Source organism: Nocardia aurantiaca, from assembly GCF_009708175.1.
Classification (GTDB): domain Bacteria; phylum Actinomycetota; class Actinomycetes; order Mycobacteriales; family Mycobacteriaceae; genus Nocardia; species Nocardia aurantiaca.
This window is the reverse complement of record NZ_WMBB01000005.1, coordinates 419,898-435,199: the sequence shown is the minus strand read 5'-3', so window position 1 is coordinate 435,199 and position 15,302 is coordinate 419,898. Positions and strand designations below refer to the sequence as shown.

The window sequence follows — 15,302 nt, the reverse complement described above, 5'->3', positions numbered from 1 at the left end:
CCACGCGGCGACCATGGACGACATCGCCGCCGCCTCCTCGGTCAGCCGCGCGACGCTGTTCCGGCGTTACGGCAACAAGGACGAATTGTTCGAGCGCGCACTACGTTTCGCCGTCCACTCGATGCTGTCGAAAGTCGGTCGAATCTTCGTCGCCGTCCCCGACTCCACCGAGCGCATCGTGGAGACCTTCGCCGCCTGCATGCGTTTCGGGTCCACGGTCGTGCCCGCCGACGCCGATCCCCACCACACCGCCGACATGCTCGAGGTGCTCACCCGCGGCACCCCCTCCGTGATGGACCTCGCCCACCAATTCGTCGCCGGGCAAATAGCCGACGGCCAAGAGGACGGTCGCATCCCCTCCGTCGACCCGGACATGAAGGCCGACGCCCTCATCCGCATCACCCTCGGCTACCTCGCCACCCCCGACCGCCGCTTCGATCTGTCCGACCCACACACGGTCCGCACTATCGCCCGCACCGTCATCGCGCCCATCGTCACCGCGCTCGGCCAACACGCTGACAGCGCCTAGCCTCGCATGCTCGACACCGGTTCGCGAGCTACTCGCCGAGTCCGCCCCGAGCACCCGATTCGGGGGAGACCCACAGGCGGCTGCGCAGGGTTGGCAAGCCTGGTCCGGTGAGGTCGTCACAGTAGGCGGCCCGACCCGCCATCGCCATGGTCAGGGCGATCGTCGTTCCGCTGACGAGCGGGCCTGTTCCGGTGGCGAAGGGTCCGTCGGTTGCTTCCAAGCGCAGGTTCTCGATCGAACTGCGGCTGGAAACGGTGAAGTTCCGGCGTGCGTAGAAGCGGGCGACCTCGGTGGCGGCCTCGACCGCGGGTTCGCGCGATAGACCCAGTGGGCGTCGGATGTCCTGGCCATGGACGATCACCTCGCCGAGCCAGGCCGCCGTGTGGCCGGACGGCGAGGTGGTGTTGGAGATGATCGCCCGGAACCGGTCCAGGGTTTGCGCGGGAGTCGCGCCACGGTGTTCGGCCAGCTGTCGAGCATTGTGTTCGTCGAAGTCGAAGCGGGCCCCCAGGACGCTGATCAGCCAGCGGAGCCGACCGGTGCTTGCCGCCGCGGTGAGATGAGCGACGACCTCCTCTATTGTCCAGTGCCCGCACAGCGACTGGCGAGCCCACCGGCTGTCGTTCAGATCGGCGAGATCATCGGCCAACGCCGCGCGTTCGGCGTGAGCCATCGCCCACAGCCGCGCACGAGAAACAGCGTTCGACACGCGAGAAACCTCCCAGCTATAGGCAGCTTGCCGGGGCGAGCGCGGCGATGGCCCGACCATCCATCCGTCACATCGCCGCGGCACGGCCGCAGTTCGTTGTTTCCCTCTACTGACGACGGGGCTCGCCCATATTCATCGGCCCGACAGCGCTGTCGGCATCCGAGCATCGGCCTGCACGGGGAATGATGTGGGAATGGTGCGCGAACCGGTATTCGATGTGCTGGCCGGGCTGGCCCGCGGGGTGCTCTGGGCACAGGGGCTGCGGGTCGACATCCATGGGCAGGCGAATGTTCCGCGGCGCGGAGGGGCGGTGCTGGCCGTGAATCACACCGCATATCTCGACTTCATGGAGGTCGGAGTGGTCGGACGGAACTCGAAGCGGAATGTGCGGTTCATGATGAAGGCCGAGCTCGAGCACGGCGTCGTGGGGTGGTTGATGAAGCACTGCAAGGCGATCGGGGTGGACCGCGGTCACGGTGCGGAATCCTATGGGCGGGCGGTGGCGGCGCTGCGCGCGGGCGAGATCGTGGTCGTGTATCCGGAGGCCACCATCAGCCGTAGTTTCGAACTGAAGGAATTCAAGTCCGGGGCGGCGCGGATGGCGATCGAGGCCGGGGTTCCGATCGTGCCCATGACAATCTGGGGAGCCCAGCGCATCTGGACCAAGGACATCCCGAAACGACTGGGACGCCACCATTTTCCGATCCATATCCGGATCGGCGAGCCCATCGCCGCACCCGCCGGCGCAGTCACCACCGCGGCAGCCGAGGCGCTCACCGCCGAATTGCGTTCGCGCATGGCGGATCTACTGGCACAGGCACAGCAGGACTACGACATGCCCGCTGGCGCTCGCTGGGTGCCCGCACGATTCGGCGGCGCCGCACCCGATCCCGAGCGGGCCGCGGTACTGGACCGCGAGGAAATGGCGCGCCGTCGCGCAGCGGCCCAGCGCCGATCGAATCGCACCCACTGAGCGACGTGCGGGGCTGCGGTCAGCCGAGCCAGCGGCGGAGCTGGATGCGGTAGTCGGCGTAGGCGGCGGCGACCTCGTCGAGGTAGACGAGCTGGGGATAGTCGATGATCGGCTGGTGGTCGATCAGGAATGCGGCGGTGAGTTCTACGACGCGTTGCTCATCGGCGGCGGTGAATCCCAGGTCCGCCAAAACGTCCGGGGCGACGACGAATTGGGATTCGGCGGAGTCGGTGCCGTCGTCGACCTGGACGTGGTATTCGTGGTCGACGACGGGCTCGACGGTGATGCGGGGATTGGTCACCGCGACAGGGGGCTGTAGAAGACGAGGCCGTTGCCCTTGTTGTCGTAGACGACGGCTCGGCGTTCGTGGGCGTCGTCGTAGGGGCCCTTCACGATGCCGCCGCCGCTGGCCTCGATCGCTTTGGCGGCGGCGTCTACGTCGGCGGTTTTGATGCCTACGACTACCTGGCCGTGGATGGGGTGGTCGACGGCGGTGGCGAGGGCGAGGGTGATGGGGCCGCCGTCGAGGGCGGCGAAATGGGTACCGTCGCGGAACTTGAGGGGCATGCCGAGGGTTTCGCTGTAGAACTTGATGGACTCATCGAGGTCGTCGGTGGACAGGATGATCATCTTCACTTCGTGGTCGCTCATGGTCGACTCCTTGGCCGGGGTGCTTCCACAGCCGGAATGCACCGGGTTTCACTCGCTCACCATGATGGCCCTTCCTCGCCGTCGGGCAACCCCTGCGACACGCCACAGCCCACTGACCGCGCGCGACATGTCACGCGTCCATTTGTAGGCGCGACCGCCACCCGTCCGGTGAGCGCACGAGACGTCATACATCCATTGCCAGAAGAGGCGGGCAATGACCGCTGAGCGGACGCGTCAGGCCGAGGCGTTCGCGGCTGGATGATCGCTGCGAGTCGGCGGGACGTTCCTCGGGGCCGGCGAGCTCGGGTACGTCCGGTAGGTCGCGAACGCCACCTTCATCTCGACCGCCGCGATGCCGGCCAACCGCCGGCCCTTCGAGACCGTCATCACCGGCTACGACGTGTTCGCGCAGAGCGATCAGGATGCCGGTGGGTTCGGAGCCGCCGGCGGGTCGGGGATCTCCTCGTCCAAGACCGGCGGCTCGGAGGATTCGGCGTCACCGCCGCGCGAACGGAGGTCGCCGATCCGGGTTCGACACCGGGTTCCACGACAATGCGCTCGGCAAACAGACTGTGCCCCTGATAAATTCGCGCGAGGCGAAGCCGATGACGCGAGCATCGCCCGGGACCCACGAGACTGCCGCGGGTCAGCAGAACAATTCCCTCCCACACACGTTAGGTTCCGATACTCCGATGCGATTCGCACTATCAGTAAGGCGGGGCGCCCCGTTTGCCGCGCTACTGGCCACAGCCGCCCTCATCGCGGTCTCCTGCTCCTCATCACATGACACCGCGGTACCGAAACCCGCGGCATTCCCCGGATTTCAGGACGGAACCGTCGACGCGGACGGGACGACAATGCACTACGTCAAGGGCGGGCAGGGCCCGGCGATCGTGCTGCTGCACGGCTGGCCCGAAGACCTGCAAGCGTTTCAGAAGATCGCCCCCGATCTGGCGAAGGACCACACCGTGGTCGCCATCGACCTTCCCGGCTTCGGCGACTCCGGCTTCCCCAAGACCGATGATGGCTATCAGGCGCTGGCTGTCGCGGCCGATGTGCACGCGGTCACCCGAAGCCTGAACCTGGGCCGCTTCGATCTCCTCGGCCACGACTGGGGCGGGGCGATCGCCCTGGCGTACGCCGCCGAATATCGTTCCGACCTAGGACATCTGGCGATCCTCGAAGCCCCGCCGACCACCGACTACCTCAACCTGGTACAGACCAGGCCAGGGACGTTCTGGTGGGATTGGCTGGCCAACGGCCCGAAAGATGACCTGGCCGAACAGCTCATCGACGGCAAGGAATCCGCCTTCTACGGGTCCTTCTACAAGGAGGCCGACGGCGCCATCGACAAGGCCGAAAGCGACGGCCTGATCGCCGTTTTCAGCAAACCCGGCCACACTCATGCCGGCCTGGAGTACTTCCGCGAGCAGGACACCGGCAACAAGGCCGTCGACGCGCTCATCGCCAAGGACGGCAAACTCACCATCCCGGTACTGGGCATCGGCGGCGAACACAGCATGGGCCCCGCCATCGGCACCCTCACCGCCCGCGTCGCCGAACACGTCACCACCGACGTAGTACCCGGCGCCAACCACTGGGTACTCGAGGAGAACCCCGCCTATGTGCTCAGCAGCGTACGGAACTTCCTGAAAAGCTGAACAACTCGGGCGTGGCGCCGCCGCGGCCGGATGTCCGTTTGCGACATTCTTTTGTTTCATGGAATCAATCTTTATAGTTGCTTCATTGAAGCAAACAAAGACCAGGTATCGCGACTGGCTCGCGCCACCGCACGGTTCACAGAAGCCATGCGGCAGGGCACCTCTCGTGCCTACGACCCGGTCCGAGTCGGCGTGCTGCAGTGCGCGGTCGAGTCGGGGCCGCTGCGGGCCGGGGAGATCGCCGAGTGCCTCGACGCGCTGCCCTCTTCCATCACCCGTCATGTTCAGGCACTGATCGACTCCGGCCTGGTCAGCACCTCCCCCGATCCCGCAGATCGGCGGGCCGTGCTGGTGGAGGCCACCGAGGCGGGGCGGACGGAGCTCGCGCAGTTCCTGGAGATCGGCGATCAGGTCTTCGGCGAGGTGATCGCCGACTGGTCCGCCGACGATGTCGAAACTCTCACCCGGCTCCTCGATCGCATGATCGAGGCATGGGCCGCGGCGGGAGCACACCAACAGCAACGGGCGAACCGCAAACGCCCCGGCAGGTTCGGCTGGAGCCGGATCTGACGGCAGGAGAGGACAATTGCCATGGCCACCAACACACCTCTGCACGTGATCATCGCCGGCGGCGGCATCGGCGGGCTGGCGCTCGCCAACGGACTGCGCCGCGCAGGCGTGAGCGTGAGCGTGCATGAACGCGAGACCCAGCGCACCGACCGGCTGCAGGGTTTCCGCATCCACATCAACCCGCACGGCAGCAATGCTCTCGCCGAACTGCTCGCACCCGAGATGTATTCGACCTTCGTCGCGTGCGCGGGCAAGGGCGGCAACGGATTCGGTTTCGTCACGGAACAATTGCGCGAGCTCCTCCAGATCGATCCGGAGGAGGGCGAGCACACCGCCGGCGGGCACTTCGGCATCAGCCGGATCACGCTGCGGCGGCTCCTGCTCGCCGATCTGGGCGATATCGTCCGCTATGGCAGCATGTTCGACCGCTATGAGCGCCTGCCCGACGGCCGGATCCGGGCGTACTTCGCCGACGGCGCCTCGGAAATCGGTGATGTACTGGTCGGCGCGGACGGCGGCAGCTCGCGGGTCCGGGCGCAGCACCTGCCGCACGCAGAGCGCGTGGACACCGGAATCGTCACCATCGCCGGCAAATACGGACTGACTCCGCGGTCCCGGGCCCGCCTGGACGCGCGGCTGCTGCGCAACCCGCTCAGCGTCATCCCGCCCAGCGGCTGCGGAATGTTCCTCGCCCCGCACGAATTCGACATCCCCGCGGGGGCCGAGCAGATCGTCGAGAACTCCCCCGGGCGGCCCGCCGGGCTGCTGCTCGACAACACCCAGCCCTACGTCTTCTGGGCATTCGCCGCCAAGCGCGAACGCTACGGCGCCGAACTCGAAGCGCTGCCGGCCGCGGATCTCCACGAGCTCGCGGTGCGCATGACCGCGGGGTGGGCTCCCGAATTGCGCACGCTGGTCGCCGATTCCGACCCGGAGACCGCCACCCTGCTGCCGATCAAGACCTCGGTGCCGCTCCCCGCCTGGGAGACCACCAATGTCACCTTGCTCGGCGATGCCATCCACAGCATGACCCCGTTCGCCGGCATCGGCGCGAACACCGCACTGCGCGACGCCCAGGGGCTGTGCCGCGCGCTGGTGGCCGCCGACCGCCGGGAACACGGCCTGCTCGAGGGCATCCGGTCATACGAGGCCGACATGATCGACTACGGCTTCGCGGCTGTACGCACCTCACTGGCCGCGGCCGATCAGTCGGTCTCCGACAACCGGTTCGCGCGCAGTGCCGGCAGACTCTTCTTCCGCACCGCCAACGCGATTCCGACCATGAAGCGAAAGATGTTCGCCGACTTGGGTGCCGCGTGATAGCCGCCGCGCATGTGCCACCGCCGCCGCGAGCGGTCGGCACATGCGAACGGCATGCTCGGATGTCCAAACTCCAACGGAGACATGATATTCAGAAGGCGCGCGGATTGCCGACCCGGTCAAAACTTCCCAGCCGGAAGTAATTTGAATGAAGCTTCCCCTTTCAATTTCCCAATTCGAACCTTGCCCGGTAGTGTGCCCACATCGCGTCTGCGATTGCGAAACCCCTGTTCTGGCAATGGAGTTCGAGTGCTGGAAATTCACCACTTCAGCTACGGTTGGATCACCCCCGTGCTGGCCTATGTCATGTCCGTCATCGGGTCACTGCTCGGTCTGCGATGCACGGCGCGCGCCCGGACAGGGGACGGCGGCAGTAGCTGGCTGATCTCGGCGGCGGTCGCCATCGGCGGCACCGGGATCTGGGTCATGCACTTCGTCGCCATGCTGGGCTTCACCATTCGCGGCGCGGTGATCAAATACAACGTGCCGCTCACCCTGCTCAGCGCCGTGATCTCGGTCAGCGTGGTGTGGATCGGCCTGTTCGTGGTGGCACGCGAGCCCTTCGGCCGCTGGTCGCTGTTCGCCGGCGGCGCGGTCACCGGGCTGGGCGTCGGCGCCATGCACTACTCGGGCATGTACGCCATGAGGTCCGACGCCGGAATCAGCTACAACGCCGCGATGGTCACGCTGTCCATGGTGATCGCGGTGGTCGCGGCCACGGTGGCGCTGTGGTTCACGCTGATCATCACCGGCATCTGGGCCACCATCGGCGCGGCCCTGATCATGGGTGTGGCGGTGTCCGGCATGCACTACACCGGTATGGCGTCGATGAGCGCGCACCACATGGATCACCCGAGCTCCCCGAGCGGTGCGGGCCCGATGGAATTGCTGGCGCCGTTGATGATCAGCGTCAGCATGGTGACGCTGATCCTGCTCATCCACGTCGGCCTCACCGAGGTGGACGAGCGCGCCATGGTGCCCGAACCGCAGCGGACCGAACCGGCGCGCGCGGGCTGGTCGCTGCGGTCGTCCTCGGCCGCGGCAGCCGCCGTGGTCGCGTCCACGGCCGCCGAGCACGGCTCGGGCCAGGACGAACCCGGCCCCAAGGACTACCGGACGGCGGGCCTGTATCCGCCCGCCGCCGACTATCAGGCGCCCGGCCGCCACGAGCTGGCCGCGCCCGGCGGCCGACGCTCCGACCAATACTTCCCGGCGACGGCGAGCCCGGGGAGCTACCCCGACCGGAACCCGGTTCCGCCGCAGCGCGGTCCCCGCTATTCATAGCCGCGGCCGCCCGGCTGTGAGTAATTCCGGTGCGCGCCGGATCAGCTGAAATCGCCGACTCGGTTCACTGAGAATCCACGCTCGGTGTTCGACATTCGAGCACATCGCCCGCAAACTGACCGCCGTGTCATGCGCCGCCCGGACCTGCGCAGATGACCGGCCGCCGGTGTCGGGCCCTGCCGACTGACACCAGCACGGCGGCGAATTCCCGCAGGAAGGATTTACGCGTCAACAAGCGGGAGGTCCGCGCACCGGCGACCTCAGCCCGCAACCCCAGACGCCGGGTCAGCCGGATCGTGCGAAGCACGTGAAAGTCACTGGTGACCACTGTCATCCGCACCGTATCCGGATCGATCCCGCGCCGCCGCAACACCTCCTCGGTGCAGCGCAGGTTCTCCTCGGTATTGCGCGACCGGGTCTCCCGGATGATCGATTCGGCCGGAAATCCTTCCGCCAGCAGATAGTCCGCCATCGCCTCGGCTTCGGTCACCGTCTCACGACCGCTCTGCCCGCCGGAGACCACCAGCAGCGGTCTGCGCCCCCGGCGGTGTTCGTCCGCCACCACCTCGAGCGCCCGATCGAGCCGCCTGGCGAGCATCGGAGCGACCCGATCATGGCGCAGTCGGCAACCGAGAACGACCACCACGTCCGCGCCCGGCCGCGCGGGCCGGCGCGCGCGGCCCACCGTGTACCCGGCGAAACTCAGCAACGGCACCAGGACCATTCCGGCCGGCACGACTGCCACACCCGACACCCTCACCTCTGCCGCACCTCCCGGACACGGATTCGGCACTGACCGCTTTCAGCGCTCCCGGACTCGACCGTAGTCGCACCGGTACTCGTCCCGGCACCTACGGGGGTGAACGTACCCCGCGGCAGAGGGCAGCTCATCGGCCGGGAACGCCTGGAGGTCTTCATCCCCAAGGCGAGACGTCGGCAACGCGTTACACGGGATCCACCGCGTCGAGCGCCAACGCCGGGCCGGCGATACCGGCAGACGCCTAGTCGCCTTTCGCGTCCGAGACCAGCGCGTGCCCGAGGCCGGGCGCCTCCGGCGAAGCCTCGCTCACGAGCGTCTTCCCGCCGGAGGTGTCCTTCAGGTCCACGCCCGAGCGGCCGAGGCGGCGAGCGCCGTCGACCAGGCCGGTGGCGACCCGCGCCGCACGCGCGTACGAAAGTCCCTCGGGCGGATGGATGTTGGAGACGCAATTGCGCTCGGAGTCGGCGCGCCCCGGACGCGGCCGATGGGTCAGGTAGATGCCGAGGCTGTCGGCCACGGAAAGGCCGGGCCGCTCACCGATGAGCACCAGCACCATGCCGACGCCGAGCGCCGCGCCGATGTGATCGCCCAGGGCTACGCGCGCCTGGGTGGCGATCACCGGCGGGGCCACGGTATACCGATCACCGAGCGCCTCGATCAGCGCGGCGAGCATGGGAACGCCGTGATCGGCGAGTGCCCGCGGCGAAAGTCCGTCGGCCAGGACGAAACCCACATCGGCTCCGCTGTGCGGCACCGCGGACATCGCGCCCCGGGCACCCGCGCCCGACCAGATAGTATGTCCCCCAGCTGAATTCGCCGCGCCGATTCCCTCCTCCCGGGCGGCCACGGCACTTCCCGGTAGACGTCCCAGGTCCGGTCGGCGCAGATATTCGGACCGGTCGCGCGCCAGACTGCGCACATGCACCGCCTCCCCCAGCCCGAGCGCCGCCACCTCGGCGGCCAGTCCCGCGACATGGAGTGGACTGTGCACCGCGTCTCGGGCCGCCGCATGCGCCGCCCGAAACTCCAGCACCTCCGCGATGGACAGCGTGTCCCCGGTCCGCCCGAGCCCGATGCGCGCCTGCGTGCTCCGCCGCAACCCGTCCCAGAACGCTCGCGCGGCAGCGTCCTCGGTGCGGCGGGTGATGCCGGTGCTCACGCCGCCCCCTTGGCGGCGAGGGCGCGCAGCGGGGAGGACAGGGGTTCGACGGGGAGGATGCGCCCGTGGGGGTCGATCATGCCGAGGCCGTCGAGCCAGGCGGCGAATTCGGGGGCCGGGCCGAGGTTCAGGGTTCGGCGGGCGTAGAGGGCGTCGTGGTAGGCGAGGCTCTGATAGCCGAGCATGACGTCGTCGGCGCCGGGGACCGCGATGACGAAGGCGCAGCCCGCCGCGGCGAGCAGGGTGAGGAGGGTATCCATATCGTCCTGGTCGGCTTCGGCGTGATTGGTGTAGCAGACGTCGACGCCCATGGGGAGGCCGAGGAGTTTGCCGCAGAAATGGTCTTCGAGGCCCGCGCGGATGATCTGTTTGCCGTCGTAGAGGTACTCGGGGCCGATGAAGCCGACCACGGTGTTGATCAGGAGCGGATCCAGGTCGCGGGCGATGGCGTAGGCGCGGGCCTCGAGAGTCTGCTGATCCACCGGCCTGTCGCCGGTGCCGAGGTGCGCCCCGGCCGAAAGTGCCGAGCCCTGACCGGTTTCCAGATACATGACATTGTCGCCGACGGTGCCCCGGCGCAGCGACCGGCCCGCCTCGTTGGCCTCGCGCAGAAGCGAGATGTCCACGCCGAAACCGGAATTCGCGCCCTCGGTGCCCGCGATGGACTGGAACACCAGATCCACCGGCGCACCCGCCTCGATCAGCCCGAGCGTGGTGGTGACGTGCGAGAGCACACACGACTGCGCCGGAATCTCGAACCGCTGCCGCACCTCGTCGAGCAGGGACAGCAGATCCGCCGTGGCCCGCGGCGAATCAGTGGCCGGATTGATGCCGATGACCGCGTCCCCGCAGCCCAGCAGCAGCCCGTCGAGCACCGCCGCCGCGATCCCCCGCGGATTGTCGGTGGGATGGTTGGGCTGCAACCGGGTGGCCAGCGTGCCCGGCACCCCGATACTGGTGCGAAATCCGGAGCGCACCTCCGCCGCCCGCGCCACCGCGATCAGATCCTGATTGCGCATGAGTTTGCTGACGGCCGCGACCATTTCGGGCGTGAGGCCGGGCGCGACCGCCGCCAGCGTGGCCGCGGACCCGGGCGTGGCGGCCACGGTGAGCAGCCAGTCCCGCAGCCCGCCCACGGTGAGATGCGAAATCGCCTGGAACGCACCGCGATCGTGCCCGTCGATGATCAGTCGGGTGACCTCGTCGGTCTCGTAGGGCACCACCATTTCCTGCAGGAAGGTGGTCAGCGGCACCTCGGCCAGTGCCCACTGCGCCGCCGCCCGCTCGGCATCGGAATGCGCCGCGCATCCGGCCAGTTCGTCCCCGCTGCGCCGCGGCGTGGCCTTGGCCAGCAACTCGACCAGCCCGTCGAAGGTGTAGGTGCTGCCGCCCAGGCGTTGATGGAAGATCACCATCCCGATGGTCCGGCCCCATGTTGCCGGCACGTAACCGCCGCTTTCCCCCGGCATTAATGCGCGTAACGCGTGCCGAACCGCCCGAACCGGTGCGCGCCCGAACGCACGCGGTGATGCGCGGGGGCGACCCTGGACCCGGGCTACCATGGCGAAATGGCAGGCACCTATCAGCCGCCCTGGCTGCGCACCGTCGATCTCGGCGAGCAAATCCGCGCCCTCGGCGGCTGGTGGCGGTGTCCGCACCGGTTGCGGCGTGCGGTCCAGGCGTACCGCGATCTGCTGGCTGTCACCCCGGCGTGCATCGCCTACGCCTTCACCCTGTTCATCACCTGGTGGACCCTGCGCGGGGCCAGTGACATCGTGGGCCGGCGGCTGATCTTCTCCGCCTCCACGAATCTGCGGAACATGCAGAAGGATCCGATCCAGGTGCTGGTGGCGTCGGCCTTCTGGACCGATGGCGGCTTCCCGTGGCCCGACATCCTCATCCTGATCACCCTCATGGCGCTGGCCGAACGCTGGCTGGGGTCACTGCGCTGGATCCTGGTGGTGGCCACCGGCCATGTCGGGGCGACCCTGATCACGGTGATCGGGATCGCGCACAAGCTGGACAAACAGCTGATCCCCACCCGCGTGGCGTTCGCCTCGGATGTCGGCCCCAGCTACGGCATCTCGGCCATGATGGCCGCCCTGACCTTCCGACTGCGCGGCCCGGCCCGCTGGTTGTGGGCGCTCAGCATGCTGGTCTATTACGCGTACGGGGTCTGGCACGGGCGCACCTTCACCGATTACGGCCATTTCTTCGCGCTGCTCATCGGGTTCACGGTGGGCGCGATCGCGGTGGCTCTCTCACACCGCTTGGTCGCGGTGCGAGCGCGCAAGACCGCGGCGAAACCGGTCCGAGCGGAGCCGAATCCGATGTCGAGGCCGGGTTCAGCCCGGGACGGGGTCGATGCGGTCGCGCTGGAGGAACCGGATGGCCGGCTCCACCACGCGCGCCGCGATCGGGCCGAGCACGGCCATCATTAGCACATAGGCGGAGGCCAGCGCGGCCAGCCGACCGCTCACCCCGCCCAGCGAAACCGCCAGTCCGGCAATGACGATGGAGAATTCACCGTGTGCCACCAGCGCCGCGCCCGCGCGCGCCCGGCCCATCCGGCGAATGCCCTGCCGTGACGCCGCCCACCAGCCGGTGCAGAGTTTGGTCAGCGTGGTCACGACCGCCAGCAGCAGCGCCCAGCCCACTACCGGCGGGATGGCCCGCGGATCGGTGCCGAGCCCGAAGGCCACGAAGAAGATGGCGGCGAACAGATCCCGCAGCGGCTCCAGGAGCTTCGCCGCCTCCTGCGCGGTCGACCCGGAGATGGCGATGCCGAGCAGGAACGCGCCGACCGCCGCCGACACATTCAGCGCCGAGGCCGCGCCCGACACCAGCAGCGCCGCGCCGAGCAGCTGCAGCAGGAACACTTCCCGGTCGTTGCTGTCCACGATGGCCGACACGTAGCGGCCGTGGCGCAACGCCACGATGAGCACCACGGCGATCGCCACCAGCGCGATGGCCAGCGACCGCAGCCCGCTGGCGACGCTCAGCCCTGCCAGCATCATGGTGAGGATCGGCAGATACACCGCCATGGCCAGGTCCTCGAACACCAGGATGGACAGCACCACCGGTGTCTCGCGGTTACCGAGTCGGCCCAGGTCGTTGAGCACCTTGGCGACGATGCCGGAGGACGAGATATAGGTGATGCCGCCCATGGTGACCGCGCCGACCACACCCCAGTCCAGGATCAGCGCCACCACAACGCCGGGCGTGGCATTGGCGACGATGTCGAGCAGCCCTGCCAGCCACGACCGCCGCAGTCCGGTCATCAATTCGGCGGCGGTGTACTCCAATCCGAGCAGCAGGAGCAGCAGCACCACGCCGATCTCGCCGCCCATCCGCCCGAATTCGGTGGCGGCGTGCATCTTCACGATGCCGCCCTCACCGAAGGCCAGGCCGCCCAGGAGATAGAGGGGGATCGGCGACATGCCGAAGCGGGCGGCCAGTCGCCCCAGCATGCCGAGCGCGAACAAGATCGCGCCGAGTTCGACCAGGGCTAGGCCGGGGGCGTCCACCGGTTCAGCCGTCGGCCAGAATGCGGGCGGCTGCGTCCAGCCCGTGCGGCGTGCCGACGACGACGAGCACGTCCCCGGAGTCGAGAACTTGATCGGGTCCCGGCGAGGGATGCAGTTGCCCCGCCCGCATGATGGCGACGATGGAGGACTTGGTCCGGGTCCGCATGCCGGTCTCGCCGAGCATGCGACCCCGATACGGCGAATCCCCGCCGATGGTGAGCTGTCTGGTGGTGATCCCGGGCAGGTCCGAGTGCTCTTCCTTCAACTGTTGCACCAGCTGCGGCGCACCCAGCAGATTGGCCAGCACCGCCGCCTCATCGGTGGTCAACGGCACCTGCGCCAGGCACGCGTCCGGATCGTCTCGCTGCGACACGATGAGATCGATCCCGCCGTCCCGGTGCGCCACCACCCCGATCCGCCGCCCCGATCTGACCTCGAAATCCTTCCGCACACCGATACCGGGCAGCGCTGTCACATCGACGTTCACGCCGTCCAGACTAGGACAACCCGCCCGAATCCCGCGGAGCTACGGTCGAGCGCATCCGCGCCGAGCGCGGCGGTCGCGGTCACCGGCACTGTCCCGATCTGCCGACAGGACCGTTCACACCGGACGGCACAGAGCCGCCTCCGATCCACCATTCCGAATACCCGTGTCCGCCACGGCCGACCGCGGAATCGCGCGGGACCTGCGGCGCAAGGAGCCTCGTGCGGCAGCGCAATTCGAAGGACGCCGGCGGGCGTCGGGTCACCCGCGCGCGAGCGGCGCGAACGATCCGTCGGAGCCGGGCCGGAAATCGGTGACCTCGACGACCGCCCCGAGCGGCAGCGGACCGTACAGGTGTGGGAAGAGCATGGATTCGGGGTCGGTGCGGACGCCCGGCTCCCACCGTACCGGTGCGCCGAGGCGGGCGGGGTCCAGATGCAGCAGCACGAGATCGGTGCGGCCCGTGAAGAGGCGGTTGGCGGGGAGGTGGGCCTGGTAGGGGGCGGAGAGGTGGATGAAGCCGACCTCGGCCAGAGACGGGGCGCGGTATTCGCCTGCGGCGCGGGCGGTTTCCCATTCGTCCCGGGAGCAGATGTGCAGCAGGGTCGGCGGCGTCGTGTCCTGATCGGTTCCCACCCGTCCAATTTAGCTGAGCGCGGGCCCGGTTCGAGGTACCTGCCGACCGCCGGCCACTGCCCGATGTCGCCCTGTATGAGCAACTGCTGCAGCGGCATTCGACCACCACCGACGGCGAGGCGTGGAGCAGGCCAGCGGCAACCCAAAACCACAGGGGCGGTCTGCAGACCAGACGGCCACCCCGCCCGAACGTCGATCCTCACTGTAACCACGCGGGCCCGATGGCGCGGGTTGAGTTGACGCTCGAGTCGGTTACCTCGTGGTTCGGCGCATCCGGTGTTGGCGGACAACGTTGTTCACTTGGACCCTGCACATCCGGAGCGGCAGGTCAGACGGAGCGACGCAGTCACCGGCGGCGATGGCGCGGGCGTCGTCGATGCCGATGACGACCACGCTGGTATCGCCGATCATGATGGATGACCCTTTCGAGGATTTGATCGGGAATGCGGGACATTCTGGTCAGCTGGAGAACGGCTCGAGGACGAAGCGGCCGTAGGCGACGAAGACGGCGATCGCGAAGTACGCGGCATCGCCCGCCATGAGCTTGACCTGGCCGAGCCGGCCGCGTGTGATCATCGCGCCGGTCAAGAGCAGGACCCAGCACACGGAGGTGACCGGCACCATGACCGGTGCGATGTCGAGCACTGCGGGCAGGATCAGGCCGACGACGGAGAGCAGTTCCAGGCAACCGAGGGCCTCGAGGAACCCGCCGCTGACGCTGTGGGTCCATTCGCCGCCCGGCTGCGCGGCGAGCTTTTCCTTGGGTAGGAAGGTCTTGCTGATGCCACTGCCGAAAGCGACCAGAGCCAGCAGTCCTGCGGCGATCCGGAGAGCGATGTTCATGGGGTGCTCCGTGCGTCGTCCAGGTGGCCCCGGCGTCTCCGAAGGCCATGCGGCATCGAGACGCCGCGCGGTCACAGGCTGTGACATCGCGTGAGCCAGGTCATCGCAACGGACAGGTTCGCGCTGCCGGGCCTCCTCGGGGTCGCCGACCGGTGAGATCGCGTATTCAACTGTCGACTTATCCATTCGCAGCGGT

At 68.3% G+C, this 15,302-nt stretch carries 17 protein-coding genes; 7 read left to right on the top strand and 10 right to left on the bottom strand.

Annotation, left to right across the window (positions count from 1 at the left end; translation table 11 throughout):
• Nucleotides 1-13 precede the first annotated feature (13 nt).
• Nucleotides 14-529: a TetR/AcrR family transcriptional regulator gene (locus GLP40_RS13110; protein WP_154788123.1), complete on the top strand. Its 516-nt coding sequence runs from the start codon at nucleotides 14-16 to the stop codon at nucleotides 527-529.
• A 28-nt stretch (nucleotides 530-557) separates the two neighbouring features.
• Here the strand turns inward: GLP40_RS13110 and GLP40_RS13105 are convergent, their stop codons facing one another.
• Nucleotides 558-1,238, bottom strand: coding sequence for a maleylpyruvate isomerase family mycothiol-dependent enzyme (locus GLP40_RS13105; RefSeq protein ID WP_328290076.1), 681 nt, complete (start codon nucleotides 1,236-1,238; stop codon nucleotides 558-560).
• A 193-nt stretch (nucleotides 1,239-1,431) separates the two neighbouring features.
• Between GLP40_RS13105 and GLP40_RS13100 the strand changes: the two genes are divergently transcribed.
• On the top strand, nucleotides 1,432-2,211 hold the full coding sequence (locus GLP40_RS13100; protein ID WP_154788122.1) for a lysophospholipid acyltransferase family protein: 780 nt from the start codon (nucleotides 1,432-1,434) through the stop codon (nucleotides 2,209-2,211).
• A gap of 19 nt (nucleotides 2,212-2,230) precedes the next feature.
• On the opposite strand, the gene GLP40_RS13095 is transcribed toward GLP40_RS13100, so the two are convergent.
• Both GLP40_RS13095 and GLP40_RS13090 read right to left on the bottom strand, forming a co-directional pair.
• On the bottom strand, nucleotides 2,231-2,512 hold the full coding sequence (locus GLP40_RS13095; protein WP_154788121.1) for a hypothetical protein: 282 nt from the start codon (nucleotides 2,510-2,512) through the stop codon (nucleotides 2,231-2,233).
• Entirely contained in the window at nucleotides 2,509-2,862 is a 354-nt protein-coding gene (locus GLP40_RS13090) for a VOC family protein (protein WP_154788120.1), read from the bottom strand. The genes GLP40_RS13095 and GLP40_RS13090 overlap by 4 nt, the downstream gene beginning before the upstream one ends.
• Before the next feature lie 857 nt (nucleotides 2,863-3,719).
• On the opposite strand from GLP40_RS13090, the gene GLP40_RS33230 reads away from it, so the two are divergent.
• The 4 genes from GLP40_RS33230 to GLP40_RS34810 all read left to right on the top strand — a co-directional run bounded on the left by GLP40_RS33230 (nucleotide 3,720) and on the right by GLP40_RS34810 (nucleotide 7,697).
• Nucleotides 3,720-4,523, top strand: a complete 804-nt coding sequence (locus GLP40_RS33230; protein WP_196054645.1) for an alpha/beta fold hydrolase — start codon at nucleotides 3,720-3,722, stop codon at nucleotides 4,521-4,523.
• A 147-nt stretch (nucleotides 4,524-4,670) separates the two neighbouring features.
• The gene (locus GLP40_RS13080; RefSeq protein WP_196054644.1) at nucleotides 4,671-5,093 is read left to right on the top strand and encodes a MarR family winged helix-turn-helix transcriptional regulator; all 423 of its coding nucleotides are present in this window, start codon (nucleotides 4,671-4,673) and stop codon (nucleotides 5,091-5,093) included.
• A 21-nt stretch (nucleotides 5,094-5,114) separates the two neighbouring features.
• On the top strand, nucleotides 5,115-6,413 hold the full coding sequence (locus tag GLP40_RS13075) for an FAD-dependent oxidoreductase (RefSeq protein WP_154788117.1): 1,299 nt from the start codon (nucleotides 5,115-5,117) through the stop codon (nucleotides 6,411-6,413).
• Nucleotides 6,414-6,662: 249 nt separating this feature from the next.
• Nucleotides 6,663-7,697 (top strand): MHYT domain-containing protein, encoded by a 1,035-nt coding sequence (locus tag GLP40_RS34810; protein ID WP_328290075.1) that lies wholly within the window; start codon nucleotides 6,663-6,665, stop codon nucleotides 7,695-7,697.
• A 127-nt stretch (nucleotides 7,698-7,824) separates the two neighbouring features.
• Here the strand turns inward: GLP40_RS34810 and GLP40_RS13065 are convergent, their stop codons facing one another.
• The 3 genes from GLP40_RS13065 to GLP40_RS13055 form a co-directional block, all read right to left on the bottom strand.
• On the bottom strand, nucleotides 7,825-8,442 hold the full coding sequence (locus tag GLP40_RS13065) for a YdcF family protein (RefSeq protein WP_154788116.1): 618 nt from the start codon (nucleotides 8,440-8,442) through the stop codon (nucleotides 7,825-7,827).
• Between the two features lie 256 nt (nucleotides 8,443-8,698).
• On the bottom strand, nucleotides 8,699-9,616 hold the full coding sequence (locus GLP40_RS13060; protein WP_328290074.1) for an ethanolamine ammonia-lyase subunit EutC: 918 nt from the start codon (nucleotides 9,614-9,616) through the stop codon (nucleotides 8,699-8,701).
• The gene (locus GLP40_RS13055) at nucleotides 9,613-11,031 is read right to left on the bottom strand and encodes an ethanolamine ammonia-lyase subunit EutB (RefSeq protein ID WP_154788259.1); all 1,419 of its coding nucleotides are present in this window, start codon (nucleotides 11,029-11,031) and stop codon (nucleotides 9,613-9,615) included. The genes GLP40_RS13060 and GLP40_RS13055 overlap by 4 nt, the downstream gene beginning before the upstream one ends.
• A 153-nt stretch (nucleotides 11,032-11,184) precedes the next feature.
• Between GLP40_RS13055 and GLP40_RS13050 the strand changes: the two genes are divergently transcribed.
• Nucleotides 11,185-12,057, top strand: coding sequence for a rhomboid-like protein (locus tag GLP40_RS13050; protein ID WP_154788115.1), 873 nt, complete (start codon nucleotides 11,185-11,187; stop codon nucleotides 12,055-12,057).
• Here GLP40_RS13050 and GLP40_RS13045 read toward each other — a convergent pair.
• The 4 genes from GLP40_RS13045 to GLP40_RS13030 all read right to left on the bottom strand — a co-directional run bounded on the left by GLP40_RS13045 (nucleotide 11,962) and on the right by GLP40_RS13030 (nucleotide 15,106).
• The gene (locus tag GLP40_RS13045) at nucleotides 11,962-13,086 is read right to left on the bottom strand and encodes a cation:proton antiporter (RefSeq protein ID WP_196054652.1); all 1,125 of its coding nucleotides are present in this window, start codon (nucleotides 13,084-13,086) and stop codon (nucleotides 11,962-11,964) included. The genes GLP40_RS13050 and GLP40_RS13045 overlap by 96 nt on opposite strands.
• A gap of 61 nt (nucleotides 13,087-13,147) precedes the next feature.
• A complete protein-coding gene (locus GLP40_RS13040) occupies nucleotides 13,148-13,630 on the bottom strand; it encodes a cation:proton antiporter regulatory subunit (protein ID WP_328290072.1) in 483 nt (160 codons plus the stop codon).
• A 258-nt stretch (nucleotides 13,631-13,888) separates the two neighbouring features.
• Nucleotides 13,889-14,263, bottom strand: coding sequence for a DUF952 domain-containing protein (locus GLP40_RS13035; protein ID WP_328290071.1), 375 nt, complete (start codon nucleotides 14,261-14,263; stop codon nucleotides 13,889-13,891).
• A gap of 459 nt (nucleotides 14,264-14,722) precedes the next feature.
• A complete protein-coding gene (locus tag GLP40_RS13030; protein WP_154788113.1) occupies nucleotides 14,723-15,106 on the bottom strand; it encodes a DoxX family protein in 384 nt (127 codons plus the stop codon).
• Nucleotides 15,107-15,302: the final 196 nt, after the last annotated feature.